Here is a 24,073-nt window from a genome sequence, read left to right on the forward strand (position 1 = left end):
CGCAGGCGATGCGGTATTATGATACCACTCTTCACAAGCCACTGTTTTTATTGGATTTACGATCGATCGAGAGCGGAATATCAACTTGACGCGAGGGGGCGTGGCGGTTACAAGCCGCTCCAAAGTCCGGTCCTCGGTCCGGATGCTTCCGCCCCTCACCTTCCGCCCCGGAGCGCTCGTCGCTTCAGGGCTAACGGAAACGAGTTTCGCAATGAGCACCATTTCCACCAAGCCGGCGGACGTCGAGAAGAAGTGGATTCTGATCGACGCCGAAGGCCTTGTCGTCGGCCGGCTCGCCTCCATCGTGGCGAACCGTCTGCGCGGCAAGCACAAGGCCTCCTTCACGCCGCATGTCGATGATGGCGACAACGTCATCATCATCAATGCCGAGAAGGCCGTCTTCACCGGCGCCAAGTACTCCGACAAGGTCTACTACTGGCACACCGGCTATATCGGCGGCATCAAGCAGCGCACCGCGCGCCAGATCTTCGAGGGCCGCTTCCCGGAGCGCGTCATCGAGAAGGCCGTCGAGCGCATGCTCCCCGAAGGCCCGCTCGGCCGTCGCCAGTTCGGCAATCTCCGCGTTTACGCCGGCACGAGCCACCCGCATGAAGCCCAGCAGCCCGAAGTCCTCGACGTCGCCGCGCTGAACCCGAAGAACAAGAGGATTGCCTGAACATGGCTGATCTCCAGTCCCTCCAGGGCCTCGTCGCGGCTTCGGCCGAGGACGCCGCTCCCGTCCATGTCCAGAAGCTCGATGCGCAGGGCCGTGCCTATGCGACCGGCAAGCGCAAGGACGCGATCGCCCGCGTCTGGATCCGTCCGGGCACCGGCAAGATCGTCGTGAACGACAAGGACTTCTCGGCTTATTTCGCGCGCCCCGTCCTTCAGATGCTCGTCCGCCAGCCGATCGGCGTCGCCAATCGCAATGGCCAGTACGACATCCACGCGACGGTCGCCGGCGGCGGTCTCTCGGGTCAGGCCGGCGCGCTGCGTCACGGCATCTCGAAGGCGCTCACCTATTACGAGCCGGAGCTGCGCGGCGCCCTCAAGAAGGGCGGCTTCCTGACGCGCGACAGCCGCGTCGTCGAGCGCAAGAAGTACGGCCGCGCCAAGGCCCGCCGTTCGTTCCAGTTCTCGAAGCGCTGATCGCGTCTCAACCACGCTGTTCGGAAAGGGCGCTTCGGGAAACCGGGCGCCCTTTTCTTTTGATCCGTCACAACCACTTGATGATCCGCATGCGAGGCTCGCCGCTCAATCGGCGCACGCATGGCTTACGGAGGCGTACATGGTATCCAAGGTCTTCATCGACGGCGAAGCCGGCACGACCGGGCTGCAGATCCGCCAGCGCCTCGAGGGCCGGCACGACATCGAGTTGCTTTCGATTGCGCCGGAGCGGCGCAAGGAAGCCGCGGCGCGCGCCGAGATCATCAATTCCGCCGACGCGGTCATCCTCTGCCTTCCCGACGACGCCGCGCGCGAAGCGGTCGCGCTCGTCGCGAACGACCATGTGAAGGTCATCGACGCCTCGACGGCGCACCGCGTGTCGCCCGGCTGGGCCTATGGCTTTGCCGAGCTTGCCAAGGGCCAGCGCGAGGCAATCGCGGCGGCAAATCGGATCGGCAATCCCGGCTGCTACGCCACCGGCGCGATCGCGCTGCTGCGCCCGCTGGTCGATGCCGGCCTCCTTCCGCCCGACGAGCCGATCGTCGTCAACGGCGTCTCGGGCTATTCCGGCGGCGGCAAGGGGCTGATCGCCGAGTTCGAGCAGCAAGACGTTCCGGCGGGCACGCATGATGCGTTCCGCCCCTATGGCCTGACGCTCCAGCACAAGCACCTGCCGGAAATCCGCGCCTATGCCGGCCTCGCCGAGGCGCCGCTGTTCATGCCGTCCGTCGGCCGCTTTGCGCAGGGCATGATCATCGAGGTGCCGCTGCATCTGCACCGCCTGCCGGGCCGACCGGGCGTGGTCGATCTCGAACACGCCTATCTCGCCCACTACGAGGGCGAGCACTTCATCGAGGTGGTCAGCCCGCGCGACGCCGCCGTGCTGAAGGAGGCGCGCGCAGGCGCCGCCGGCTATCAGAGCCTCGTCGACCCGGAAAGCCTCAACGGCACGAACCGGCTCCGCGTGATGGTGGTCGGCAACGAGCGGACCGGGCAGGCGATTGCGATCGCGATCCTCGACAATCTCGGCAAGGGCGCCTCGGGCGCCGCCGTCCAGAACCTCAACCTCGCGCTCGGCCTCGACGAGTCCGCAGGGCTCTGAGCCTCCGGCTCTCCCGATTCGGTCATAGGCCCCGCGCCGGATCGGGAGTAGCTTCGTTGTCGCCCGCGCCAACGGGAAACGACAACGAAGGAGAGGAACGATCATGTCCGAAGGGGTACGGCTGCACCCGGCCATCGATGGCGGCATCCGCCAGGGCTCCGATACATTCGCAGGCGGTACGCTCGTCTGCCATTGCCTCGACAAGCCGGTTAAGGTGCGGATCGAAGGGCAGGTCGTGCACAATCACGCCTGCGGCTGCACCAAGTGCTGGAAGCCCGAAGGCGCGACCTTCTCGATCGTCGCCGTCGCGCCAACTGACAAGGTGAAGGTAACCGAGAACGGCGACAAGCTCGCCGTCGTCGATCCCAGCGCCCTCATCCAGCGCCATGCCTGCAAGGTCTGCGGCGTGCACATGCACGGCCCCGTCGAGCGCGACCACGCCTTCAAGGGCCTGACCTTCGTCCACACCGAGCTTTCGCGCGAGACCGGCTGGCAGGCGCCGCAATTCGCCGCCTTCGTCTCGTCCGTCATCGAAGGCGGGGTTCATCCGAGCCGGATGGGCGCCATCCGCGGCCGCATCCGCGAGATCGGCCTCGAACCCTATGACTGCCTCTCCCCGCCCCTCATGGACGCCCTCGCCACCTTCGCGGCACGGAAGTCAGGCGTGTTGAAGGATTAGCGACAGCAGTTCGACCGCCGGCCTTGGCCGGATAGAAGGTCCTCGTTGGCCCCGCTGGTCGGTCTGCGACCGCTCTGCCCGCTTCATGAAGGCGTCATCCCGGCGAAAGCCGGGATCCATCCAACAGCGGTGCAGGGACAGGTGTGCTCACGCGAGGCATTGCAGCCCCGGACTGCATGGACTCCGGCGTCCTCCGTGGTGACGGCAGCGGGTCGATCGCCTGCGGCCTGCCATTTGTCCATTGGACTCACACCGCCTGACCAGCGCACCAGCCGGATGCCCAGGCCCATTGGAAATTATAGCCGCCGAGCCAGCCGGTGACGTCGACCACCTCGCCGATGAAATGGAGGCCCGGCACCGCCTTGGCCTCCATCGTCTTCGAGTCGAGCGCGCGCGTATCGACGCCGCCGAGCGTCACTTCCGCCGTGCGATAGCCTTCCGGGCCGGCGGGACGAACCTCCCAATGGTTCACTGCCGCATCGACGGCGTGCAGCGCCTTGTCGGAGAAATCGGCCATGCGCCGGTCGGCGCCATGGCTTTCGGCGACGAGCAGCGCGAGGCGGCGGGGCAGATGCTCGGCGAGAAGCGTGCCGAGGCTCTGGCGTCCCCGCTCAGTCCGCGCGCGGCGCAGCGTCTCGCAGAGGTCGGCACCGGGCGCCATCGCAATCTCGATCGTACCGCCTTCACGCCAATAGGACGAGATCTGCAGGATTGCGGGCCCGCTCAACCCGCGATGCGTGAACAGCATCGCCTCGTCGAAGCGCGTCTTGCCGCTTTTGACGGATGCGTCGACCGAAACGCCGGCGAGCGGTTGCAGGCGCTCCAGAAGATCGGGCGCCAGCGTGAGCGGCACCAATCCTGGTCGCGTCGCCACGATCGGCAGACCGAATTGCCGCGCGATGTCGTGACCGAGGCCGGTCGCGCCCATTTTGGGGATCGACAGCCCGCCGCTCGCCACGACGAGCGACCGGCACATGATCGTCCCGCCGGAGGTCTCGACCGCGAAGCCCTCATCCGTCTTCGCGACCGACACCACCGCGGTCTGCAGACGCAGCTCGGCACCGACGGCCTGCATCTCGGCCAGCAGCATATCGACGATCTGCCGCGCCGACCCGTCACAGAAAAGCTGGCCGAGCGTCTTCTCGTGCCAGGCGATGCCATGGCGTTCGACCAGCGCGATGAAATCCTTCGGCTGGTAGCGGCTGAGTGCGGAGATGCAGAAATGCGGATTGTCTGAGAGGAAGTTCTTCGGCGCGGCGTTCAGATTGGTGAAATTGCAGCGCCCGCCGCCCGAGATGCGGATCTTTTCGCCCGCCGCCTTGGCGTGATCGACGACCAGAACGCGGCGGCCGCGCTTTCCCGCCTCGATCGCGCACATCAGCCCGGCAGCGCCGGCGCCGATCACGACGACGTCGAACGCCGCGCCCTTCATGGGCGCGCGCCGAAGATCGTCGCGATCTCGGCCTCGCCGAGCAGGCGGTATGCGCCGGGCTCGAGGTCCGCCGGTAGGTCGAGCGCGCCGACGCGATCGCGATGCAGCGCGGTCACATGATTGCCGAGCGCCGCGAACATGCGCCGAACCTGATGATAGCGGCCCTCGTCGAGCACGACGAACGCCTCCTTCGGTCCCAGAACCTCCATGGCGACGGGCAGCAGCGGCTTGTCCTCGCCTTCCAGCATCAGCGTCCCGGCGCCCAGGATCGCCGCCTCGTTGCCGGCGAGCGGCCGATCGAGCACGACGTGGTAGCGCTTCGGCACATGGCTTTTCGGCGAGATGATCCGGTGCAGCAGCGCGCCGTCATCGGTCATCAGCAACAGGCCGGAGGTTTCCTTGTCCAGCCGCCCGACGGTCGAGATCGCCGGATCGCGACGGCGCCAGCGGTCGGGCAGCAGCGAATAGACGAGCGCGCCCTGCTCCTTGTGCGAGCAGGTGACGCCGAGCGGCTTGTTGAGCATGAGCACGAGCAGGCCCGGCGGCGGATCCAGCGGAACGCCGGCGACCGTCATGCGCTGCGCGAGGTCAGCCTTCACATAGACCCGCTGATCGGGATCGCGCTCCGCCTCGCCGTCGAGCACGACGCGGCCGGACTGGATCAGGCCCTGCACCTCCTTGCGCGAGCCATAGCCGAGATTGGCGAGCAGACGGTCGAGCCGCAGCGTCGGGATCGTCTTGCTCATCGAACGGCCTCGTAAATCTTGTAGCCGCCCTGCTCGGCGACGAGCCGGACGCGGGCGAAGGAGCGGCGCAGCGTCTCCTCATAGGGAAGATGGCGATTGGCGACCAGCCAGAGCGAGCCGCCTTTTCGAAGGCTCGTCGCCGCCTCCTCGATGAAGGCGCGGCCGAGCGCCCGGTCCTCAGCGCCACCATCATGGAAGGGCGGGTTGGTGACGATGAAATCAAGGCCGGCCGGCACGGCGCCGCCCTTGCGGATATCGGCCCAGACGAACCGGGCCCGGGGATCGACGACGTTGTGCTCGGCGCAAGCCACCGCGCGACGATCGATGTCGATCAGCGTCAGCTCTGTCACGCCCGGCGCCATCAGCACGGCGCGCGAGAGAAATCCGATACCGCAGCCGAAATCGGCGCCGCGCCCCGCCGGCACCGGCAGCGTGTCGATGAGCAGACGCGTGCCGGGGTCCATCCGGTCGAACGCGAAGACGCCGGGCTGCGACCAGAGACCGAAATCGGGCAGGATGCGCGGCGCTCCCTCCTCGAGAGCCTCGTTGATTCCGCTGAGCTTTTCCGGTCGCGTCGCGGTGCAGATGCGGTGATGACGCTTGGAGACCTCGTTCGCCGCGACGCCGAAGGCGGCCAACTCGCCAGCGAGGCGCGCGCCGCCCTTGTCCTTGGGCGCCAGCGCGATCAGCTCGCCGCCGGGTTGGAGGGCGCGCAAGGCTGCCGCCAGCGCAGAGCGGCGCTCGACGGTGCCGGGCGGTGCCAGCATGACCAGCGAGGCGACCGTTCCCTGCTCCTTCTCCAGCACCTGGGAGCCGGGGATGAGCGGCGAGAACTGCACCGCGCCGGTCGGCACGGTTGCGAGTTCGGCGGGCGGCGTCCCGTAGACGCCATGGATTTCCGGGCTTTTCATGGGAGACGTTCCTAATGCGGCCGCCGCGCTGGCGAAAGGGCCGACCGCTGCTAGTCTCGCCTCCCGAGGAGAATCAGAAGCCGCAATGCGTCCCGAGATCCTGAATCCGCTTTTCCGGCCGGTGACGAGCCTGCCCGGCGTCGGGCCGAAGACCGGCGAGACGATCGGCCGCCTGCTTGGGACCGAGGAAGAGGCGCGAGTCGTCGATCTCCTGTTCCATCTGCCCGTCGGGCTGATCGACCGGCGGAACCAGCCGGGGATCGCGCTTTCGCCGGAGGGGGCGATCGTCACGCTGGAGGTGCGGATCGACCGCCACCAGCCCTCCCCGCCTGGCAACCGCAAGGTGCCCTATCGCGTCTATGCCCATGACGATACAGGGGAAATCGCGCTCGTCTTCTTCCATGCCGAGCGCGCCTTCCTGGAGCGGACCATGCCGGTCGGCGAGACACGTTTCGTTTCGGGGCGGGTCGAGTGGTTCAACGGTCGCCCGCAGATGGTCCATCCGGACCATGTCGTCGATCGCGAGGCCTTCGACCAACTGCCCAAGGTCGAGCCCGTCTACCCGATGACCGCGGGGCTCGCCCGCAAGACGCTCGCCAAGGCGATCTCCGGCGCGCTGGCGAGCTGCCCGGACCTTCCGGAATGGCTCGATCCCGCGCTTTTTCGCCAGGAGAAATGGCCGACCTTCAAGGATGCCCTGACGCGGGCGCACCATCCGGCCGAGCCGGCGGAGCTCGATCCGGCCGGTCCGGCGATCGCGCGGCTTGCCTATGACGAATTACTCGCCAACCAGCTGGCGCTCGCGCTGACGCGGGCAAACCTCCGCCGGACCGCCGGCAAGACGCGGATCGGCGACGGTCGGATGCGGCGGGCGATCGCGGACGCCCTGCCCTTCAGCCTGACGATGAGTCAGCAGGCCGCCATTGGCGAAATCGAACACGATCTCGCCTCCGACGATCGCATGCTCCGCCTGCTCCAGGGCGATGTCGGCTCGGGCAAGACGCTGGTCGGCCTGATGGCGGCCGCCATCGTGATCGAGAGCGGGGCGCAGGCGGCGATGATGGCGCCAACCGAACTCCTCGCCCGCCAGCACGCCAAGACGATCGCCCCGCTCGCCGCAGCGGCCGGGATGAGCATGGCGATCCTGACCGGCCGCGAGAAGGGCCGCGAGCGCGACACGGTGCTCGCCGGTCTCGCCGACGGGACGATCGATCTCGTGGTCGGAACACATGCGGTGTTTCAGGAGGGCGTCGCGTTCCGCGACCTCGGCCTCGCGATCGTCGACGAGCAGCACCGCTTCGGCGTGCATCAGCGCCTGGCGCTGGCCGGCAAGGGCGCGGCGGTGGATGTGCTGGTCATGACGGCGACACCGATCCCGCGCACGCTGGTGCTGACGGCGTTCGGCGACATGGATGTTTCCCGCCTCACGGAGAAGCCGGCCGGCCGTCGGCCGATCGAGACGCGCACCATTCCGCTCGAGCGGCTCGGCGAGGTGGTCGAGCGCATCGGCCAGGCGGTCCGCGGCGGCGCGCAGGCCTATTGGGTCTGCCCGCTGGTCGAGGAGTCGGAAGAAGTCGACGCGGCGGCGGCGGCCGAGCGCTTCGGCGCGCTGCAGAAATCGCTCGGACCCCTGGTCGGGCTGGTGCATGGGCGAATGAAGGCGGCGGAGAAGGACGAGGCGATGCGCCGCTTCCAGAGCGGAGAAACGCGCGTCCTCGTCGCCACCACGGTGATCGAGGTCGGCGTCGACGTTCCGGATGCCACCATCATGGTCATCGAGCATGCCGAGCGCTTCGGCCTCGCGCAGTTGCACCAGCTGCGCGGACGGGTTGGCCGCGGCTCGAAGCCCTCGACCTGCCTGCTGCTCTATCGCGGGCCGCTCGGCAAGGTCGCGCATGACCGCCTCGCCATCTTGCGCGAAAGCGAGGACGGCTTCCGCATCGCGGAGGAGGATCTGCGCCTGCGCGGTGAGGGCGAGCTGCTCGGCACGCGCCAGTCCGGCATGCCGGGCTTCACCATTGCGCGCTTCGAGCATCACCAGCGGCTGCTCGAAATCGCGCGCAGCGATGCGCGCCTGCTCGTCGAGACCGATCCGGCCCTGCGCACGGAACGCGGCGCCGCTTTGCGCCTGCTGCTCTATCTTTTCCGCCGCGACGCCGCGATCCGGCTGCTTCGGGCCGGATGAGCGCCTCGCTTCCGTCACCCAGAGGCGATAACGAGGAGATGCGCCCACCTCTCCCTCCGCGACCCGCCATGCACCCCAATCCGCTCCTGAACCGACTGATGCAGCGCATTCGCTCGCTGGCGCGTTCCAGCGAGCCCTCGTTCATCGTCGTCGCCGCAGTCATCGGCGTGATGTCCGGGGCGATCGTCGCGCTGATCGGCTCGCTGACGCAGGCCATGCACGTCCTGCTCTTCGCCATTCCGCTGGACGAGCGCCTGTCAGCCGTTTCGATGCTGGAACCGACCTGGCGTTACGCGGTCCCGCTGGCCGGCGGGCTTCTGCTCGGCGTCATCCTCTATATCTTCCGCAAGCCGCGCCCGCCGATCGTCGACCCGATCGAGGCCAATGCGCTGCATGGCGGACGCATGTCGCTGAAGGACAGCCTGCGCGTCGGGCTGGAGAACATCGTCTCCAACGGCTTCGGCGCCTCCGTCGGCCTCGAGGCCGGCTATACGCAGGTGTCGAGCGGCGTCGCCTCGGCGATCGGCATGCGGCTCGGCCTGCGCCGTCCCGATCTGCGCCTCGTCGTCGGCTGCGGCTCGGCAGCGGCGATCGCCGCCGCCTTCGGCGCACCGCTGGCCGGCGCCTTCTACGGGTTCGAACTGATCATCGGCGTCTATTCGATCGCGACCGTCGCGCCGGTGATGACGGCGGCGCTCTGCGGCTATCTGACGGCCCGCAGCCTCGGCATGACGCCGCATGCGGTCTCGATCCCCGGCGCGTTCCATGTCGAGGCCGCCGACTATGTGCCCTATCTGCTGCTCGGGATCCTGCTCGGCCTCGTCGCCATCGGCATCATGCGCCTCATGACTCTGGTCGAGCGCGGCTTCCAGAAAAGCGGCCTGCCCCGCTTCGCGCGGCCGGCCATCGGCGGAGTCGCCGTCGGCCTGCTCGCGCTCGCCACGCCGCAATCCCTCTCCGCCGGCCATGGCGCGCTCTATCTCAACCTCGCGGCCGAGAGCTCCATCGGCGTGCTGGTGCTGGTCATCCTCGCCAAAGTCGCGGCAAGCGCGGTATCGATTGGCTCCGGCTTTCGCGGCGGCATGTTCTTCGCCTCGCTGTTCCTGGGCGTGCTCTGCGGCAAGCTGTTCGCACTGGTCGTTGCGACGCTCGCCCCGGAACACGCGATCGACCCGACCGTCACGGCCATCGTGGGCATGAGCGCGCTCTCCGTCGGCGTGATTGGCGGCCCGCTGACCATGACCTTCCTGGCGCTGGAGGCGACGGGCGACCTGGGACTGACAGGGATCGTCCTCGCCGCCTCCATCCTCTCGGCGCTCACCGTGCGCCGGCTCTTCGGCTATTCCTTCTCGACCTGGCGGCTGCACCTGCGCGGCGAGACCATCCGCAGCGCGCATGATGTCGGCCTGCTGCGCGACCTCACGGTCGGCCGCATGATGCGGACGGATGTCCGCACAGTGCTATCGACGCTGCGCCTCGATGCCTTCCGCAGCCTGTTTCCGCTCGGCTCGACGCAGCGCGTCGTCGTCGTCGATCCGGATGCGCACTATTTCGGCATCGTCGTGGTCGCCGAAGCGCATGCGCGGCGCGGCGCCGAGGACGAGACCGTCGCCGAACTCAGCCGCTATGGCACGGATATGCTGCTGCCGCAGATGGATGCGCGCGAGGCAGCGACCTTGTTCGACAAGGCGGAAAGCGAGGAGCTGGTGGTCGTCGACGACCCGCAGAGCCGCCGCGTGATCGGTCTCTTGACCGAAACCCATTTGCTGCGCCGCTATGCCGAGGAACTCGACCGCTCCCGTCGCGATCTCGCCGGCGAAGTCTGAGAGGCGCTGCCGGCGCCTCCGCGCGGGTGACGACGGCGGCCACAACGTTAGCCCACCTGCCCGCGCTCGGGCACGGCGAAGGTGCGGCCCACAACCTCCGGCTACATCTTCATTGTATGCAAATCTTATAAGTTGTATCATTCATTCCCTCAATCATGGAGGGAATGCGCATGGCCGCCGATCTGAAGCCGCTGGTGCCCGAGTTCCGCAAGAAGGTTGAGGCGCTCATCGCCAACTGCGCCAAGCGCGGGATCGAGATGCGGCCGAACGAGGCGCTGCGCGACCCCTGGCGCCAGGCGCGGTTGTGGCGGCAGAGCAGCGCGATCCAGGAGATCGCCGTCGCCGTCGAAAAACTCCAGAGCGAAGGGGCGCCATACCTGGCAGGTATCCTGACCGCGGTCGGACCGCAGCATGGTCCCCACGTCACCAATTCGCTGCCCGGCTTCAGCTGGCACCAGTGGGGCGAGGCCTGCGACTGCTTCTGGGTGGTCGACGGCCATGCCGAGTGGAGCACCACGAAGAAGATCAATGGCCAGAATGGCTATCAGGTCTATGCGGCGGAAGCCGGACAGCTCGGTCTCGACGCCGGCGGCCTCTGGTCCAAATTCAAGGACTGGCCGCATGTGCAGTTCCAGACTGCAGCCTCCCCGCGCAAGCTCTTCAGCGTCGCGCAGATCGACGCGAAGATGAAAGAGCGCTGGGGCACCACGCCGCCGAAGGACTGAGACGCCGGAAGGCCGCCCCGCAGGGCGACCGGCATTCGGCACTCGCCGTGGTGACGACAGGACGCGGTGAGAGTGTGGGATGACGATCAAGGCCGGATCGTCCCGGGCGGCCCTCATCGAGGGCGGCATACGGCGCCGGCAGAAGCAGGCGCTCATCCGGACCTGTGGCCGGCAACTCCAGAGCGGATCCGGCCGCGCAAGGCGGCCGGATCCGAATGCGTCACGCCGCGTCGGCGGCGACCTTCATCGAGATGATCTTGTCGGGGTCCTGGACGGGCTCGCCTCGCTTGATCTTGTCGATGTTGTCCATGCCTTCGACGACCTTGCCCCAGACGGTGTACTGGCCATCGAGGAAGCGGGCATCGCCGAAGCAGAGGAAGAACTGGCTGTCGCCCGAATCCGGGTTCTGCGCGCGCGCCATCGAGGCGGTGCCGCGCACATGCGGCTCGCGCGAGAATTCGGCCTTGAGCTTCTTGCCCGAGCCGCCCATGCCGGTGCCGGTCGGATCGCCGGTCTGGGCCATGAAGCCCTCGATCACGCGATGGAAGACGATGCCGTCATAGAAGCCCTGGCGGGCCAGTTCCTTGATGCGGGCGACATGGCCGGGCGCCAGGTCCGGGCGCAGCTCGATGATCGCCGTGCCCTTGGTCGTTTCCAGGATGAGCGTGTTCTCTGGGTCCTTGATATCGGCCACGGGGGTCTCCTTTTTCAGATGGGTTGGTTTGGATCGGGCGCCGGCGTCACTTCTTGACGTCGGCGGCGACCTGCATCTTCACGATCTTGTCGGGGTTGGACGGCGGCTCGCCGCGCTTGATCTTGTCGACATATTCCATGCCGCTGACCACCTCGCCCCAGACCGTGTACTGGCCGTCGAGGAAGCCGCCATCGGCGAACATGATGAAGAACTGCGAATTCGCCGAATCCGGATCCTGCGCGCGGGCCATGCCGAGCGTGCCGCGGGCAAAATGCGCCTTCGAGAATTCGGCCGGAATATCGGGCAGGTTGGAGCCGCCGGTGCCGGTGCCGGTCGGATCGCCGGTCTGGGCCATGAAGCCGTCGATCACGCGGTGGAACACGATGCCGTCATAGAAGCCCTCGCGGGTGAGCTTCTTGATCTGCGCCACATGCTTGGGCGCGAGGTCGGGGCGCAGCTTGATCACGACGCGCCCATCCTTGAGATCGAGATAGATCGTGTTCTCGGGATCGAGCTTCTCGTTCGCAGCCTGCGCAGGCATCGCGACGAAGAGGAAGGCGGCGAGCGCCGCCATCAGGCCAAGGAATCGGGTCAAGGATCTCTCCGGAGTCTGGCTGGCCGCGGGAAGCGCGGCGGGCTCAGGAAGCGAATTTTTGTGTCAGCTTTCGGGCGACATGGGGCGGGACGAAGGGCGAGACGTCACCGCCGAGCCGCGCGATCTGGCGCACCAGCGTCGCCGTGATCGGCCGCGTCTGCGGCGAGGCCGGCAGGAAGACGGTGCGGATGGAGGGGGCGAGCTGGCCGTTCATGCCGGCGAGCTGCATCTCATAGTCGAAGTCGGTTCCATCGCGCAGGCCCCGGATCAGCAGCGTCGCGCCATGGGTGCGGGCAGCATCGACCGTGAGCCCTTCGAAGGCGACGACATCGATCCGCTCGGCGGCGCCGGGCTCGCTCGCCGCGGCCTCACGGATCATCGCGACGCGTTCCTCAAAGGTGAACAGCGGCGTCTTGCCAGGATGAACGCCGATCGCCACGATCAGACGGTCAGCGATGGCCAGGGCGGAATGCACCATCTCGACATGGCCGTTGGTCGGCGGATCGAAAGATCCGGGGAAGAAGGCGATGCGAGTCATGCCGGATGTAAACGCCGTATCGCGAAAGTGTTACCGGACGCCGGTTGGAATCTTGGGGGAACCAACTGGCAGGAAAGGCATTGATTAACCACCTGAACAAGTAGTGGACGGCGCGTTGTGATGCCGTTCATAGCCGTTAAAGCAGTTTGTGTCCAAGTTCAATCCGAACAAGACACGGAGTTCGGTCATGACCACGTGGTTTCATGCAGCGATCCTGGCGACTGGTGTCGTAGCGACGGCCGCGGTCGGACTGGCCAGCGCGAGCGCCTACAAGGACGAGCACTTCCCGCTGGCCCAGAAGACCGACCGTCTGGCCTATGTCGCGAGCAGCGCCGCCTCGAATGAAATAACCATCGAGAAACGTATCGACGGTATCTCGATCCTGACCCGCGTACCGACACCGGTCGCGGACTGACCTCAAGACCCCACCCCCTCGACCTCCAAGCGCCGGCCTCTGGCCGGCGCTTTTTTATTGGCACCGCCATCCTTCGGATGCCCATAAGCCTGAAAGCGTGTGCTTTCGCATGCCGGTCTTCGAAGCAGCCCGCCTAGTCTTCGAAGCGCCCGGCGCCTTCCCGATCGCGCTCATAGTGCCGTGCCAGCTCGAATGGCGGCAGCCAGGATTCCCGGCGGATAGTCCAGTTCTCATAGGTGGGCGCAAGCTGGTTCGGGGCATCGAGCGAACCGAGATTGACCTCGATCTCGTCATCGGAACGCGAGAACACCGAGGAGCCGCAGCGAGGGCAGAAGAACCGACCTGCATAATCCCGCGTCTCGCCGGCGATCGTCACCGCATCCTCAGGGAAGATCGCCGAAGCGTGGAACAGCGCCCCATGATGCTTGCGGCAATCGAGACAATGGCAGAGACCGACCCGATAGGGGCGTCCGGATGCCACAACGCGGACGTTGCCGCACACGCAGCCGCCTTCGAATCGATCCACGCCCCTACCCTTCCGCGCCCGCCTCGCCCTCGGTCTCCGCCTCGCTCAGCCGATCGACCGACACGACCTTCTCGCCCTCGTTGGTATCGAAGACGATCACGCCCTGCGAGCCGCGGCTGACGATGCGGACCGGCTTGTCGCCACCCACCGGCATGCGGATCGTCTGGCCACCATCGGTGACCAGCATGATCTGGTCGCTATCCTCGACCGGGAACGACGCGACGAGGCGGCCATTGCGCTCATTGACCGCCATGGCGACGATGCCCTTGCCGCCGCGATTGGTGATCCGGTACTCGAACGACGAGGTCCGCTTGCCGTAGCCATTCTCGGAAATCGTGAGCACGAACTGCTCGGCGAGGCTCATGGCGATGTAGCGATCCTGCGGCAACTGCTCGTTGCCGCTGACGGCCTCGGCATCGCTCTCGACGCCGGCTTCCTCTGTCTCGGCCTCGCCGCGCACCGCACGGCTCATCTTGAGATAGGCCGAGCGTTCGTCGCCGGAGGCATCGAAATGGCGCAGGATCGCCATCGAGATGACCTCGTCGCCCTCAGCGAGCTGGATACCACGCACGCCCGTCGAATCGCGGCCCTTGAAGACGCGCACGTCGGTGGTCGCGAAGCGGATGCACTGGCCGGCCGCCGTGGTCAGCAGCACGTCGTCGCTTTCCGAGCAGAGCTGGACGTCGACGATCGCGTCGCCCTCCTCGTCGAACTTCATCGCAATCTTGCCATTGCGGTTGACGTTGACGAAGTCGGACAGCTTGTTGCGGCGGACCGTGCCGCGCGTCGTCGCGAACATGACGTCGAGCGTCGACCAGCTCTCCTCGTCCTCGGGCAGGAGGAGGATCGAGGTGATGCGCTCGCCATCCTGCAGCGGCAGCAGGTTGTTCAAGAACTTGCCGCGGGCCTGCGGCGCCGCGAGCGGCAGCCGCCAGACCTTCATCTTGTAGGCGATGCCGCGCGAGGAGAAGAACACGACAGGCGTGTGGGTGTTTGTCACGAAGAGGCGCGTGACGAAATCCTCCTCCTTCGTCGCCATGCCGGCGCGGCCCTTGCCGCCGCGATGCTGGGCGCGATAGGTCGCGAGCGGCACGCGCTTGATGTAGCCCTCATGGCTGACCGTGACGACCATGTCCTCGCGCTGGATCAGGTCCTCGTCCTCGAAATCGGCACCGCCGTCGAGGATCTCGGTCTTGCGCGGGGTCGCGAACTCGTCGCGCACGGCGACCAGCTCGTCATGGATGATCGCGACGATGCGGGCGCGGGAGCGCAGGATCTCGAGATAATCGGCGATCTCGATGCCGAGCTTTGTGAGCTCGTCCGCGATTTCCTCGCGTCCGAGCGCGGTCAGACGCTGCAGGCGCAGATCGAGGATCGCGCGCGCCTGCGTATCGGAGAGCTGGTAGGTGCCATCCGCCGCCAGCTTGTGCCGCGGATCGTCGATCAGCGCGACGAGCGGGGCGATATCGGCCGCCGGCCAGTGCCGCGCCATCAACTGCTCGCGCGCGGTGCCCGGATCGGGCGCATGGCGGATCAGATAGATGACCTCGTCGATATTGGCGACGGCGATGCCGAGGCCGACCAACACATGCGCGCGGTCGCGCGCCTTGTTGAGCAGGAAGCGGGTGCGCCGCGCGACCACTTCCTCGCGGAAGTTCACGAAGGCCTGGATCAGGTCCTTCAGATTCATCAGCTGCGGACGGCCGCCCGTGAGCGCGACCATGTTGACGCCAAACGACGTCTGCAGCGGCGAGAAGCGGTACACCTGGTTCAGGACGACATCGGCGACGGCATCGCGCTTCAGCTCGATCACGACGCGCATGCCCTGGCGGTCGCTCTCGTCGCGGATGTCGGCGATGCCCTCGATGCGCTTGTCGCGAACCAGCTCCGCGATCTTCTCGATCATCGTCGCCTTGTTCACCTGATACGGGATCTCGGTGATGATGAGCGCCTCGCGCTCCTTGCGGATCGTCTCGACCGCCACCTTGCCACGCATCAGGATCGAGCCGCGGCCTTCCGAATACGCCGCACGAATGCCGGCGCGTCCGAGAATGAGGCCACCGGTCGGGAAATCCGGCCCCGGAATGATCTCCATCAGATCCTCGATCGAGATCGACGGATCCTTCAGATAGGCGATGCAGCCGTCGATCACCTCGCCGAGATTGTGCGAGGGGATGTTGGTCGCCATGCCGACGGCGATGCCGCCCGCGCCATTGACGAGGAGGTTCGGGAACCGCGCCGGGAGGACGACGGGCTCGCGCTCGGAGCCGTCATAGTTCTCCTGGAAGTCGACCGTGTCCTTGTCGATATCGTCGAGCAGCGAGCGAGACGACTTCGCGAGGCGCACCTCGGTGTATCGCATCGCGGCCGGGCTATCGCCGTCGACCGAGCCGAAATTGCCCTGGCCGTCGACCAGCATGACGCGCATGGAAAAATCCTGCGCCATGCGGACGAGTGCGAAATAGACCGACTGGTCGCCATGCGGATGGTACTTACCGATGACATCGCCGACGACGCGGGCCGATTTGCGATACGGCTTGTTCCAGTCGTAGCCGTTCTCGTTCATCGAATGCAGGATGCGGCGGTGAACGGGCTTCAGCCCGTCGCGCGCATCGGGCAGCGCGCGGCTCACGATCACGCTCATCGCGTAATCGAGATAGCTCCGCTTCATCTCTTCGGTGATCGAGATGCCTTCAAACTCAGGGGGCCGGCCGTCACCCGCACCATCGGGGCGAGGCGGCTCGTTGATATCGGACAAGGGGTGTTCCGGAATCAGTTTCGATTGGTCGCCATCATAAGGATGGCATTGTGGCGGTTCAAGGAAACCCGGCGGCCGACGCCCTCAAAGGGTCGCAAATCGGCTTCTTTCCGCGCTTTTCCCGCCGGCGAAAGACCCCGGCGCTGCGCATGCGACCGGACAAGTGGCAATTTGCGCTATCCGATGTGATCGTCCTCCACGATAAAGTCCCACGCTCGCTGCCGACAGGTGAGCGATTCGCCTTTGACGATGCGCGCCACCGATGCTCTTTTCCTCCCCTGAATTCATCTTTCTTTTCCTGCCGGCAACTCTTGCCGTCACGTTCCTTGTCGGGCGCTATTCCGACCAGGGCGCGAAGCTCTTTCTCATCCTCGCATCCGCGGTTTTCTATATCGTCTCGGGCCCGGAGGACCTCGTCGTCCTCGCCCTCGCCCTCGTCGCGAATTTCTCGCTCGCCCTCGCGATCGAACGTGGCCATTACACGCGGCTCCTGCTCACGATCGGCATCACGCTCGACGTTCTGATCCTCGGCTATTTCAAATATTTCGACTTCGTCACCGATACGATCAACTCGGCGTTCGGCCATGAGGTGTCGCATGGCGAGTTCCGCCATCTGCCGCTTGCCATCTCCTTCTTTACGTTCCAGCAGATCGCGTTCCTGGTCGACGTGGCGCGGAAGCGCATCCGCCGGCCAAACCTCGTCAACTACATCTTCTTCCTGTTCTTCTTCCCGCATCTGATCGCCGGTCCGATCACCAGCTATCTGCCAATCAGCCGGCAGATCGAGCTGAAGCGCGTCTTCACACCACGCGTGCGCAATCTCTGCTTCGGCCTGGCGCTGTTTTCTGTCGGTTTCGCCAAGAAGGTTACGCTCGCCGATCCGCTGGGCGCCTACATCATCCCGTTCTTCGACAAGCAGTCGGAACTCGGCTTCCTCACGGCCTGGCTCGCCGCCTTCGCCTATTCGTTCCAGATCTATTTTGATTTCTCGGGCTATAGCGACATGGCCATCGGCCTCGGCATGATGTTCAACATCCGCCTGCCGCTCAATTTCGCCTCGCCCTACAAATCCTTCTCGATCCAGGAATTCTGGCGGCGCTGGCACATCACATTGTCGAACTGGCTGCGGAACTATCTCTACATTCCGCTTGGCGGAAACCGGCATGGCACCGGCCGAACCTATGCCAATCTGATCCTGACCATGGTGATCGGCGGCATCTGGCACGGCGCGGGCTGGGGCTTCGTGCTCTGGGGCCTGGCGCATGGCGTCGGGCTCGCCGTCAATCGCTGGTATGGACGCTCCGGCCTGCCGAGCCTGCCGCGCTGGTTCGCCTGGCTGCTGACCTTCCTGTTCGTCACCGCCGTCTGGGTTCTTTTCCGGTCGACGACCCTCGCCGGCGCGCTCACCCAGCTTCAGGTCATGGCCAACCCGCTCACCGCCCTGACGGACAGCTATCGCCCGTTTGCACGCCCGGCCGAACTCAACCGCATGCTCGTCCTCGTCGGCATTTCCGGCGCGATCGCGTTGCTCGGACCGCCGGCCTACCGGATCGCCCGGGCGACGATCGGCCCGAACCATGGACTGGCGCTGCGAACCGCGCTCTATTGCGGCGCCCTGTTCGCTCTGGCCCTGATCGGCCTCACAGGCGGAACATCGAAGAATGCCTTCATCTATTTCCGCTTCTAGCAGCCGGCAGGCGATCCGCGACGGCCTGACGACGCGGGCACGGCGCGCCATCGCGATGATGGCGCTCGGCGCCGTGCTGGCCCTGCTGGCCTATGCGGGCCTCGTCGTCCTCCAGATGGGAAGCTGGGCAGGCGCCGAATGGTGGCTGAGGGACATCACCGAGCTCCGCCGGATGCTCTACAAGGAGCGTCTGGCCGCCCTGCCGCCGGACCAGCCCAAAGTGGTGATGTTCGCCGGCTCCGCCTCTCTTTTCGGTGCCAACACCCCGGTCATCGCCGAAGAATCCGGACTTCCCTTCCTGAATTTCGGCCAGCATGCCGGCCTCGACATCGATCTCATCGCCCTCAGCGCGAGCGATTTCATCCAGGCCGGCGACAAGGTAGTGGCGCCCTTTGAATTCGAGCTCTATGCCCGCGACAAGCCGTCAGAGCTCACGCCCGCGAATTTTCTCGCGATCTATTATCGCTACGCCGCGCCGCTTCCGCTGGCGCGAGATATCGAAATTCTCAAGGCGACTTCACCGTTTCGCATTTTCGAGGGCCTCAAGGACGCGCTGCGCTATCGCCTGTCCGGCGTTCGATCTTATCCGGTGCGCGAGGGAGAAGCGCTTCGGCAGGCGTGGCATGAGGAATCTGCGGATCCCGAGGCAGCCCCTCAATGGCCCTACAGCATTTCGTCTGTCTCACCGGACGGAGATCTGATCGTACCGGAGAACACGCCCGCCTCCCGGCTCGCCGGCCTCTCGAAGCTGACGACCCCCAATAGTGCAAGCATCTCGCCGTTCGCGCTGCGCCAGCTCACCGGCTGGCAACGCTTCATCGATGCGCGCGGCGCCCATTTGTACATGACCTGGCCCGTCATCGTGGAGGACGACCACGGCACGATCTTCACGCCGGAATACTGGCAGACCCTGATCGACCTCGCGCGCCGCGCCGACGCGGAGGGATTCCCGATCCATTGCGACCCGATCTCCATGATCGTGCCACGCCAATATCGCTACGACACGGTCTATCATGTGAACGTCAAGGGTCAGTTCCTCTATTCGAAGGCGCTTGGCGCCTGCATCAGGAGCATCGCCGATGAGCCGTTCGATTTCGCGCATGCCGACCCCGAGGAACTGGCCAAACGCGCCCGCGAACGGGTCGACAGCCTGCGCCAGCCCGTCGCCCCGTTCCTGCTGCCCTATGAGCGAAACCTCGATCGCCTCGCCACCCTCGCCGCAACGCTCGCCGCGGACAAGGCCGCGAACGGCGCCTTCCCGGCAGAGCTTTCCTCGGGCTCCGACCTGCCGGACATCTGGTATCGCAGCGACGGGCGCGACTACAAACTGCTGATCGAGGACCCGGAAGAGTGCTACACGGTGGCGATGGCCATGCCGGAGCGTGCCGATCCGGTCCGCAGCAAGGATGGCCGTTGCGCCGCCTATGGCTATTGGAGCGCAGGCGCGAAAGACTGGTAGCGGCCGCGACGGGCCTGCGGGGAGCCGTGAATGGCCGACTATCTGCTGAACGCGCTGGTGACGCTGTTCGTGACGATGGATCCGATTGGACTCGCGCCGATCTTCGTCGGGCTGACGCGCGGCATGTCGCCGGACCAGCGGCGCAGCACGGCGATCCGGGCCACGACCACCGCGGCGGCCATCCTGTTCGCGTTCGCGCTGGGCGGCCAGGGCCTGCTCGGCTTCCTCGGCATTTCGCTGCCGGCCTTCCGCATCGCCGGCGGCCTGCTTCTGTTCTGGATCGCCTTCGAGATGGTGTTCGAGCGCCGCACCAAGCGGAAGCAGGCGAGCGCCGACCGCGTGATCGAGGAAGACGTCTTCACGCGCGACGACGTGCACCACCTCGCGGTGTTTCCCCTCGCCATACCGCTGATCTCGGGACCGGGCGCCATCTCGGCCACGATCCTGACCGCCTCCTCCGCGCCGGGCTTCGTCGGCCTGCTGGGGCTGCTGGCGATCATCCTGCTGCTCATCGGCAGCTGCCTTGCCGTCTTTCTGCTGGCGGGCCCGCTCGACCGGGCGCTCGGCGATACCGGCCGCATGGTGCTGACGCGGCTGCTCGGCGTGCTGCTCTCCGCCCTCTCGGTGCAGTTCGTCGCCGACGGCGTCGTCGCGATCGCGCGGACCGTGTCCGCCCCGTGATGGTGCATGCGTGCGGTGTTATGATGCGCCTGCCGCCGGACCTCGGCGGCCGGAGGAAAAGATCATGTTCATCGCACGTTGGCAGATCGACGCCCGTTTCGGCTACAAGCAGCAGGCGATCGAGTTGATGCGCGAGTGGGAGCGCGAGATCGGTCCGAAGGCAGGGATCGATCCGAGCCGCTCGACGGTGGTGACCGGATCGATCGGCGCGCTCGAGGCGACGATCGAGAACAATATCAGCGTCGAAAGCCTCGCCGAGCTCGAAGGCTTCTTCCAGAAGATCGGCAACATCCCCGCCCATGCGGAATGGGGCAAGAAGCTTGAGCCGCACGTCGTGTCGGGGACGTCGCGCTGGAACATCTTCCGCGTGATCCCGCACAGCTGAGCGACCCGCGCAGCGCCGCGTTCACGCTCCCGGCACGGCTGCCGTCCCGAAGACGACCTCATGCATGATGCGGCCGGGCGCAAGCGTGAACGCGCCTGCAATGCCGAGCGCAGCGACGAAAAGGATGAGCATCGCACGCTGGTGCGCTGCCACGCGGTGGCGGCGGGCGTGCAACACTGCGCCCGGCAGCGCCAGCAGGGTCACGATCGAAAGGATATGGATGGGGCTCCAGTCGCCCCATGTCCGGATCGAATGGATGAGGAAGGACGAGCCGGCGACGACAACCATCAGCGCCACCCAGGCCCAGCCGAAGGCGCGATGCGGGATCGTGCCCTTGGGCGCCGCGATCTGCACCGCACCGAGCACGAAAGCCGCCATGGCCGCAAAGGCATGGATGCGGATCGCCAGCGGGGCCGCGAGCAGCGGCTCGAGGCTCACGCCGGCTCGGCCGCGCTGGTTGCAACGGCGATGCGCTCGGCCACCGCGCCGGCGATGCGCTCCAGCACCTCGTTCCATTCGCCCTCGCGCTTCTGCAGGAAGAGGCGCGCCGTCGGATACCAGGGCGAATCCTCCCTGCCCTCCATCCAGCGCCATTCCGGCGAGCGCTTGAGCGCCACGAAGAGCGGGCGCCCGAGCGCGCCGGCGAGATGCGTCACGGCCGAGTCGATCGACACGATCAGATCGAGATTGGCCATGACCGCGGCCGTGTCCATGAAGGAATCCGGGCCGGTCGCGAAATCCTCCGGCAGCGTCTCGACCCGCATGCCCTCCGGCAGGCTCTCGAGTTGCTCGGTGCCATGGCCCTTCTGCAGGCTGACCAGCGTGACGCCGGGTAGCTTCGCCAGCGGGGCGAAGGCGGCGAGCGGCACGGACCGGACGCTGTCGACGCGCGCATTGGGATTGCCCTGCCAGGCGATGCCGATGCGGAAGCCGCTGCCGGGCAGGCGGTCCTTCCAGGCCTCGACCTTCGCCGGATCGGCGAAGAGATAGGGCACGCCGCCGGGGCGGATGTCGCCGCCGGCATGCAGCGCATTGGGCAGGCTCATCAGCGGCACATGTGCATCATGCAGCGGCACCTTCTCGGAGCGCGCCACCACGGTGACGTTGCCGAGCGTCGCGAGCAGCGCGCGCAGCGACTGCGGCACTTCGAGGATGATCTTGCCGCCGCGCCCCTGCAGCAGTTTCACGAAGCGGCAGAACTGGATGGTATCGCCGAGCCCCTGCTCCGCATGGACGAGCAGCGTACGGCCGAAGATCTCCGAACCGTCCCATTCGGGCGTCGTGAATTCGCGCTTCTCCCAGCCGCCCATGGTGCGGCGCTTCTCGAAATCCGGCCAGCCCTCCTGGAAGCGGCCGAGCGAGAGGAGCAGCGTGCCACGGCCGTAGACGGCCTCGTTCGAACCGGGCTCGGCGCGCAAAGCGGCCTGATAATCGGCGAGCGCCTCTTCCTGGCGGCCGACGACGCGCAACGCATTGGCGCGGTCGGTGCGCGCGCCGGCATAGCCCGGCGCAAGCGCCAGCGCCCTGTCATAGGCGGCGATCGCCTCCTCGTAGCGATCGAGCTCGTAGAGCGCATTGCCGCGCAGCGCGTGATATTCCGCGCTCGCGCCCGGCTTGCCGGCGCCGCGATCGAGCGTCGCCAGCGCATCGGCGGGGCGGCCGGCGACGATCTCCGCGCTGGCACGGCTGACCAGGATGCCGACATCGTCGGGGCGGAGCGCCAGAGCGCGATCAAAGCTCGCCAGCGCATCCTCCGTGCGACCCAGATCCTGCAGCGCCACGGCGCGGCTGATCCAGATTTCCGGGAAGGCGGCGCCGGTATTGATCGCGCGGTCATAGACCGCGATCGCGTCGAGCTGGCGGCCGAGATTGCGCAGCAGGCGGCCCTTATTGTGCAGGAAGGCGACGTGACGCGGCGCGATCGACAGCGCGCGATCGAAGCTCGCCAGCGCCTCCTCGCTCCGTCCCATCTCCTGCAGGCGGATGCCGCGATTATTATAGGCTTCGGCAAAGTTCGCCCGCGCGGCGATGGCGCGGTCATAGCTCGCCAGCGCCTCGTCGTTGCGCCCCAGCGCCTCCAGCGCCGTGCCGCGATTGAACCAGCCCTCGGCGAAGACGGGCTTGGCGGCCAGCGCCTTGTCATAGGCCGCGACGGCATCGGCGAAACGGCCGAGTGCCTGCAGGCTCGTCGCCTTGGCGCTCAGCACCTCGGCAACGCCGCCCTTCAGCGCGATGGCCTTGTCAAAGCTCTCGACGGCCTGCTTGTGCTGCCCGAGCCCGGCCAGGATCAGCGCCATCAGATAGCGCGCATCGAAGACGTTCGGCTTGGCGGACAGTACGAGGCGGCAGGCGCGCTCGGCTTCCGCGAGGCGCCCGGCATTATAGGCCGCGACGGCGTTCGCGAAGGTCGCCTGCAAGGACGACGGGGTGTTCATGCTTGGCGCTCCCTGCCCCTCATGCGGGAATTTCCTGCGTCTTAGACAGTCGCCCGTTGGAGATCAATCGTTCGCGCGGCCCGCGGCCCACACGGGCCGCCAGATCGGACCATGGCGCGATCGACCAATGCGACGTGGCCGCGCCCGAGGGCGAGGTCAGCACGAAGAGGCGGCTCGCGCCGATCCGCTCCGCCTGCTCGCCATAGGGGATCGCCGCCGTCGGCCGGCCGAGCGCGAGGCTCGCCGCGCGCTTCGAGGTGAAGGCCAGCCAGAGCGGGGCAAAAGCGGCGATCTTGGCATGCAGAGCAGCCGCATCGACACGCGCCAGATCGATCGCCTCGTCCTGCCCGACATGCTCCTTGGCGACATCCGTCAGGCCGAGCCCGAACGCCGTCACGTCCGCAAATTCCGTCGGATCAAGCCGCCGCGGCGTCAGGCCGATCGCATGAAGTGTCGGCCAGAACCTGTTGCCGGGCTTGCCGTAATAGGCGCCGACGCGCGCCGACCACGCCCCCGCTCCCGTCCCGCAGAACACGATGTCGAGACCGGGCACAAGGACATCGGGGAGGATGGGCATGGAGGCGAGCGGCCCGCGCCTAGAACGGGATGTCGTCGTCGAGATCGCCGCCGAAGGAGCTCGATGCCGGCGCCGGCTGGCGTCCGGCTCCGCCGCGCGGGCTCTCCATCGGGCTCGAACGGCCGAAATTGCCGCCGGCGCTGCTGCCATAATCGTCGCCCTCGCCCGGACCGCCGCGGCCATCGAGCAGCGTCAGCTCACCACGGAAACGCTGCAGCACGATCTCGGTCGTGTATTTCTCCTGGCCCGACTGGTCCTGCCATTTGCGGGTCTGGAGCTGGCCCTCGACATAGACCTTCGAGCCCTTCTTCAGATATTGCTCGGCGATCTTCGCGAGGTTCTCGTTGAAGATGACGACGCGGTGCCACTCGGTCTTTTCCTTGCGCTCCCCGCTCGCCTTGTCGCGCCAGCTCTCCGACGTCGCGATGTTCAGATTGACGATCGGATCGCCCGACTGCGAGCGGCGCACCTCCGGGTCGCGGCCGAGATTTCCAACCAGAATGACCTTGTTGACGCTGCCGGCCATGATGACTTCCTTCTATCGTCTTTG

Annotated in this window: 24 protein-coding genes; 12 read left to right on the plus strand and 12 right to left on the minus strand. The window is 66.6% G+C overall.

What is annotated here, in order from left to right; all coding sequences use genetic code 11:
• Positions 1 to 211 precede the first annotated feature (211 nt).
• From rplM to gfa, 4 genes are all read left to right on the plus strand, one after another.
• On the plus strand, positions 212 to 676 hold the full coding sequence (gene rplM / locus GGR25_RS03675) for a 50S ribosomal protein L13 (protein ID WP_183397343.1): 465 nt from the start codon (positions 212 to 214) through the stop codon (positions 674 to 676).
• Between the two features lie 2 nt (positions 677 to 678).
• Positions 679 to 1,149 (plus strand): 30S ribosomal protein S9, encoded by a 471-nt coding sequence (rpsI, locus tag GGR25_RS03680; RefSeq protein ID WP_183397344.1) that lies wholly within the window; start codon positions 679 to 681, stop codon positions 1,147 to 1,149.
• 139 nt (positions 1,150 to 1,288) lie between these two features.
• Positions 1,289 to 2,269, plus strand: a complete 981-nt coding sequence (argC, locus tag GGR25_RS03685; RefSeq protein WP_183397345.1) for an N-acetyl-gamma-glutamyl-phosphate reductase — start codon at positions 1,289 to 1,291, stop codon at positions 2,267 to 2,269.
• Positions 2,270 to 2,372: 103 nt separating this feature from the next.
• Complete coding sequence (gene gfa / locus GGR25_RS03690) at positions 2,373 to 2,948, plus strand: S-(hydroxymethyl)glutathione synthase (RefSeq protein WP_183397346.1); 576 nt, start codon at positions 2,373 to 2,375, stop codon at positions 2,946 to 2,948.
• 247 nt (positions 2,949 to 3,195) lie between these two features.
• Here the strand turns inward: gfa and GGR25_RS03695 are convergent, their stop codons facing one another.
• Genes GGR25_RS03695 through GGR25_RS03705 form a run of 3 tightly spaced genes read right to left on the minus strand, consistent with a single transcriptional unit; the run spans position 3,196 to position 6,037 of the window.
• Positions 3,196 to 4,380: a BaiN/RdsA family NAD(P)/FAD-dependent oxidoreductase gene (locus tag GGR25_RS03695; protein ID WP_183397347.1), complete on the minus strand. Its 1,185-nt coding sequence runs from the start codon at positions 4,378 to 4,380 to the stop codon at positions 3,196 to 3,198.
• Positions 4,377 to 5,126: a pseudouridine synthase gene (locus tag GGR25_RS03700; RefSeq protein ID WP_183397348.1), complete on the minus strand. Its 750-nt coding sequence runs from the start codon at positions 5,124 to 5,126 to the stop codon at positions 4,377 to 4,379. The genes GGR25_RS03695 and GGR25_RS03700 overlap by 4 nt, the downstream gene beginning before the upstream one ends.
• Positions 5,123 to 6,037 (minus strand): class I SAM-dependent methyltransferase, encoded by a 915-nt coding sequence (locus tag GGR25_RS03705; RefSeq protein WP_183397349.1) that lies wholly within the window; start codon positions 6,035 to 6,037, stop codon positions 5,123 to 5,125. Before GGR25_RS03705 ends, GGR25_RS03700 begins: the two co-directional genes overlap by 4 nt.
• Before the next feature lie 85 nt (positions 6,038 to 6,122).
• Between GGR25_RS03705 and recG the strand changes: the two genes are divergently transcribed.
• The 3 genes from recG to GGR25_RS03720 all read left to right on the plus strand — a co-directional run bounded on the left by recG (position 6,123) and on the right by GGR25_RS03720 (position 10,773).
• Positions 6,123 to 8,222 (plus strand): ATP-dependent DNA helicase RecG, encoded by a 2,100-nt coding sequence (recG, locus tag GGR25_RS03710; RefSeq protein WP_183397350.1) that lies wholly within the window; start codon positions 6,123 to 6,125, stop codon positions 8,220 to 8,222.
• Between the two features lie 98 nt (positions 8,223 to 8,320).
• The gene (locus GGR25_RS03715; RefSeq protein ID WP_246409175.1) at positions 8,321 to 10,048 is read left to right on the plus strand and encodes a chloride channel protein; all 1,728 of its coding nucleotides are present in this window, start codon (positions 8,321 to 8,323) and stop codon (positions 10,046 to 10,048) included.
• 170 nt (positions 10,049 to 10,218) lie between these two features.
• Positions 10,219 to 10,773, plus strand: coding sequence for a M15 family metallopeptidase (locus tag GGR25_RS03720; RefSeq protein ID WP_183397352.1), 555 nt, complete (start codon positions 10,219 to 10,221; stop codon positions 10,771 to 10,773).
• 220 nt (positions 10,774 to 10,993) lie between these two features.
• On the opposite strand, the gene GGR25_RS03725 is transcribed toward GGR25_RS03720, so the two are convergent.
• The 3 genes from GGR25_RS03725 to coaD all read right to left on the minus strand — a co-directional run bounded on the left by GGR25_RS03725 (position 10,994) and on the right by coaD (position 12,600).
• Positions 10,994 to 11,458 carry a peptidylprolyl isomerase gene (locus tag GGR25_RS03725; RefSeq protein WP_183397655.1) on the minus strand — a complete coding sequence of 155 codons (465 nt, stop codon included), beginning with the start codon at positions 11,456 to 11,458 and terminating at the stop codon, positions 10,994 to 10,996.
• A 55-nt stretch (positions 11,459 to 11,513) separates the two neighbouring features.
• The gene (locus GGR25_RS03730; protein WP_183397656.1) at positions 11,514 to 12,008 is read right to left on the minus strand and encodes a peptidylprolyl isomerase; all 495 of its coding nucleotides are present in this window, start codon (positions 12,006 to 12,008) and stop codon (positions 11,514 to 11,516) included.
• 97 nt (positions 12,009 to 12,105) lie between these two features.
• The gene (coaD, locus tag GGR25_RS03735) at positions 12,106 to 12,600 is read right to left on the minus strand and encodes a pantetheine-phosphate adenylyltransferase (RefSeq protein ID WP_183397353.1); all 495 of its coding nucleotides are present in this window, start codon (positions 12,598 to 12,600) and stop codon (positions 12,106 to 12,108) included.
• Positions 12,601 to 12,787: 187 nt separating this feature from the next.
• Between coaD and GGR25_RS03740 the strand changes: the two genes are divergently transcribed.
• Positions 12,788 to 13,015, plus strand: coding sequence for a hypothetical protein (locus tag GGR25_RS03740; protein ID WP_183397354.1), 228 nt, complete (start codon positions 12,788 to 12,790; stop codon positions 13,013 to 13,015).
• Between the two features lie 133 nt (positions 13,016 to 13,148).
• Here the strand turns inward: GGR25_RS03740 and GGR25_RS03745 are convergent, their stop codons facing one another.
• The gene (locus tag GGR25_RS03745; RefSeq protein WP_183397355.1) at positions 13,149 to 13,541 is read right to left on the minus strand and encodes a GFA family protein; all 393 of its coding nucleotides are present in this window, start codon (positions 13,539 to 13,541) and stop codon (positions 13,149 to 13,151) included.
• Positions 13,542 to 13,545: 4 nt separating this feature from the next.
• On the minus strand, positions 13,546 to 16,212 hold the full coding sequence (gene gyrA / locus GGR25_RS03750) for a DNA gyrase subunit A (RefSeq protein ID WP_246409266.1): 2,667 nt from the start codon (positions 16,210 to 16,212) through the stop codon (positions 13,546 to 13,548).
• 349 nt (positions 16,213 to 16,561) lie between these two features.
• On the opposite strand from gyrA, the gene GGR25_RS03755 reads away from it, so the two are divergent.
• From GGR25_RS03755 to GGR25_RS03770, 4 genes are all read left to right on the plus strand, one after another.
• Positions 16,562 to 17,986, plus strand: a complete 1,425-nt coding sequence (locus GGR25_RS03755; protein WP_183397357.1) for an MBOAT family O-acyltransferase — start codon at positions 16,562 to 16,564, stop codon at positions 17,984 to 17,986.
• Positions 17,961 to 19,445 carry a hypothetical protein gene (locus GGR25_RS03760; protein ID WP_183397358.1) on the plus strand — a complete coding sequence of 495 codons (1,485 nt, stop codon included), beginning with the start codon at positions 17,961 to 17,963 and terminating at the stop codon, positions 19,443 to 19,445. Before GGR25_RS03755 ends, GGR25_RS03760 begins: the two co-directional genes overlap by 26 nt.
• Before the next feature lie 30 nt (positions 19,446 to 19,475).
• Positions 19,476 to 20,126: a MarC family protein gene (locus GGR25_RS03765; RefSeq protein ID WP_183397359.1), complete on the plus strand. Its 651-nt coding sequence runs from the start codon at positions 19,476 to 19,478 to the stop codon at positions 20,124 to 20,126.
• A gap of 64 nt (positions 20,127 to 20,190) precedes the next feature.
• Positions 20,191 to 20,511, plus strand: coding sequence for a hypothetical protein (locus GGR25_RS03770; protein WP_183397360.1), 321 nt, complete (start codon positions 20,191 to 20,193; stop codon positions 20,509 to 20,511).
• Positions 20,512 to 20,532: 21 nt separating this feature from the next.
• Here GGR25_RS03770 and GGR25_RS03775 read toward each other — a convergent pair whose 3' ends face one another.
• Genes GGR25_RS03775 through GGR25_RS03790 form a run of 4 tightly spaced genes read right to left on the minus strand, consistent with a single transcriptional unit; the run spans position 20,533 to position 24,049 of the window.
• Entirely contained in the window at positions 20,533 to 20,949 is a 417-nt protein-coding gene (locus GGR25_RS03775; protein ID WP_183397361.1) for a DUF2306 domain-containing protein, read from the minus strand.
• On the minus strand, positions 20,946 to 22,946 hold the full coding sequence (locus GGR25_RS03780; RefSeq protein ID WP_183397362.1) for a tetratricopeptide repeat protein: 2,001 nt from the start codon (positions 22,944 to 22,946) through the stop codon (positions 20,946 to 20,948). Before GGR25_RS03780 ends, GGR25_RS03775 begins: the two co-directional genes overlap by 4 nt.
• A gap of 19 nt (positions 22,947 to 22,965) precedes the next feature.
• Positions 22,966 to 23,523, minus strand: a complete 558-nt coding sequence (locus tag GGR25_RS03785; protein WP_183397363.1) for a mismatch-specific DNA-glycosylase — start codon at positions 23,521 to 23,523, stop codon at positions 22,966 to 22,968.
• Between the two features lie 19 nt (positions 23,524 to 23,542).
• Positions 23,543 to 24,049: a single-stranded DNA-binding protein gene (locus tag GGR25_RS03790; protein ID WP_210299790.1), complete on the minus strand. Its 507-nt coding sequence runs from the start codon at positions 24,047 to 24,049 to the stop codon at positions 23,543 to 23,545.
• Between the last annotated feature and the right edge of the window lie 24 nt (positions 24,050 to 24,073).

It is taken from the genome of Kaistia hirudinis, from assembly GCF_014196455.1.
Classification (GTDB): Bacteria; Pseudomonadota; Alphaproteobacteria; order Rhizobiales; family Kaistiaceae; genus Kaistia; species Kaistia hirudinis.

Excerpts from the sequence above, each read along its gene's own strand:
- rpsI (WP_183397344.1), top strand. The coding sequence starts at position 679 with ATGGCTGATCTCCAGTCCCTCCAGGGCCTCGTCGCGGCTTCGGCCGAG.
- GGR25_RS03770 (WP_183397360.1), top strand. The coding sequence starts at position 20,191 with ATGTTCATCGCACGTTGGCAGATCGACGCCCGTTTCGGCTACAAGCAG.
- GGR25_RS03700 (WP_183397348.1), bottom strand. The coding sequence starts at position 5,126 with ATGAGCAAGACGATCCCGACGCTGCGGCTCGACCGTCTGCTCGCCAAT.
- GGR25_RS03785 (WP_183397363.1), bottom strand. The coding sequence starts at position 23,523 with ATGCCCATCCTCCCCGATGTCCTTGTGCCCGGTCTCGACATCGTGTTC.
- GGR25_RS03695 (WP_183397347.1), bottom strand. The coding sequence starts at position 4,380 with ATGAAGGGCGCGGCGTTCGACGTCGTCGTGATCGGCGCCGGCGCTGCC.
- rplM (WP_183397343.1), top strand. The coding sequence starts at position 212 with ATGAGCACCATTTCCACCAAGCCGGCGGACGTCGAGAAGAAGTGGATT.
- GGR25_RS03730 (WP_183397656.1), bottom strand. The coding sequence starts at position 12,008 with ATGCCTGCGCAGGCTGCGAACGAGAAGCTCGATCCCGAGAACACGATC.
- coaD (WP_183397353.1), bottom strand. The coding sequence starts at position 12,600 with ATGACTCGCATCGCCTTCTTCCCCGGATCTTTCGATCCGCCGACCAAC.
- recG (WP_183397350.1), top strand. The coding sequence starts at position 6,123 with ATGCGTCCCGAGATCCTGAATCCGCTTTTCCGGCCGGTGACGAGCCTG.
- GGR25_RS03790 (WP_210299790.1), bottom strand. The coding sequence starts at position 24,049 with ATGGCCGGCAGCGTCAACAAGGTCATTCTGGTTGGAAATCTCGGCCGC.
- GGR25_RS03760 (WP_183397358.1), top strand. The coding sequence starts at position 17,961 with ATGCCTTCATCTATTTCCGCTTCTAGCAGCCGGCAGGCGATCCGCGAC.
- GGR25_RS03740 (WP_183397354.1), top strand. The coding sequence starts at position 12,788 with ATGACCACGTGGTTTCATGCAGCGATCCTGGCGACTGGTGTCGTAGCG.
- GGR25_RS03755 (WP_183397357.1), top strand. The coding sequence starts at position 16,562 with ATGCTCTTTTCCTCCCCTGAATTCATCTTTCTTTTCCTGCCGGCAACT.
- gfa (WP_183397346.1), top strand. The coding sequence starts at position 2,373 with ATGTCCGAAGGGGTACGGCTGCACCCGGCCATCGATGGCGGCATCCGC.
- GGR25_RS03765 (WP_183397359.1), top strand. The coding sequence starts at position 19,476 with ATGGCCGACTATCTGCTGAACGCGCTGGTGACGCTGTTCGTGACGATG.
- GGR25_RS03715 (WP_246409175.1), top strand. The coding sequence starts at position 8,321 with ATGCAGCGCATTCGCTCGCTGGCGCGTTCCAGCGAGCCCTCGTTCATC.
- argC (WP_183397345.1), top strand. The coding sequence starts at position 1,289 with ATGGTATCCAAGGTCTTCATCGACGGCGAAGCCGGCACGACCGGGCTG.
- gyrA (WP_246409266.1), bottom strand. The coding sequence starts at position 16,212 with ATGAAGCGGAGCTATCTCGATTACGCGATGAGCGTGATCGTGAGCCGC.
- GGR25_RS03705 (WP_183397349.1), bottom strand. The coding sequence starts at position 6,037 with ATGAAAAGCCCGGAAATCCATGGCGTCTACGGGACGCCGCCCGCCGAA.
- GGR25_RS03720 (WP_183397352.1), top strand. The coding sequence starts at position 10,219 with ATGGCCGCCGATCTGAAGCCGCTGGTGCCCGAGTTCCGCAAGAAGGTT.
- GGR25_RS03780 (WP_183397362.1), bottom strand. The coding sequence starts at position 22,946 with ATGAACACCCCGTCGTCCTTGCAGGCGACCTTCGCGAACGCCGTCGCG.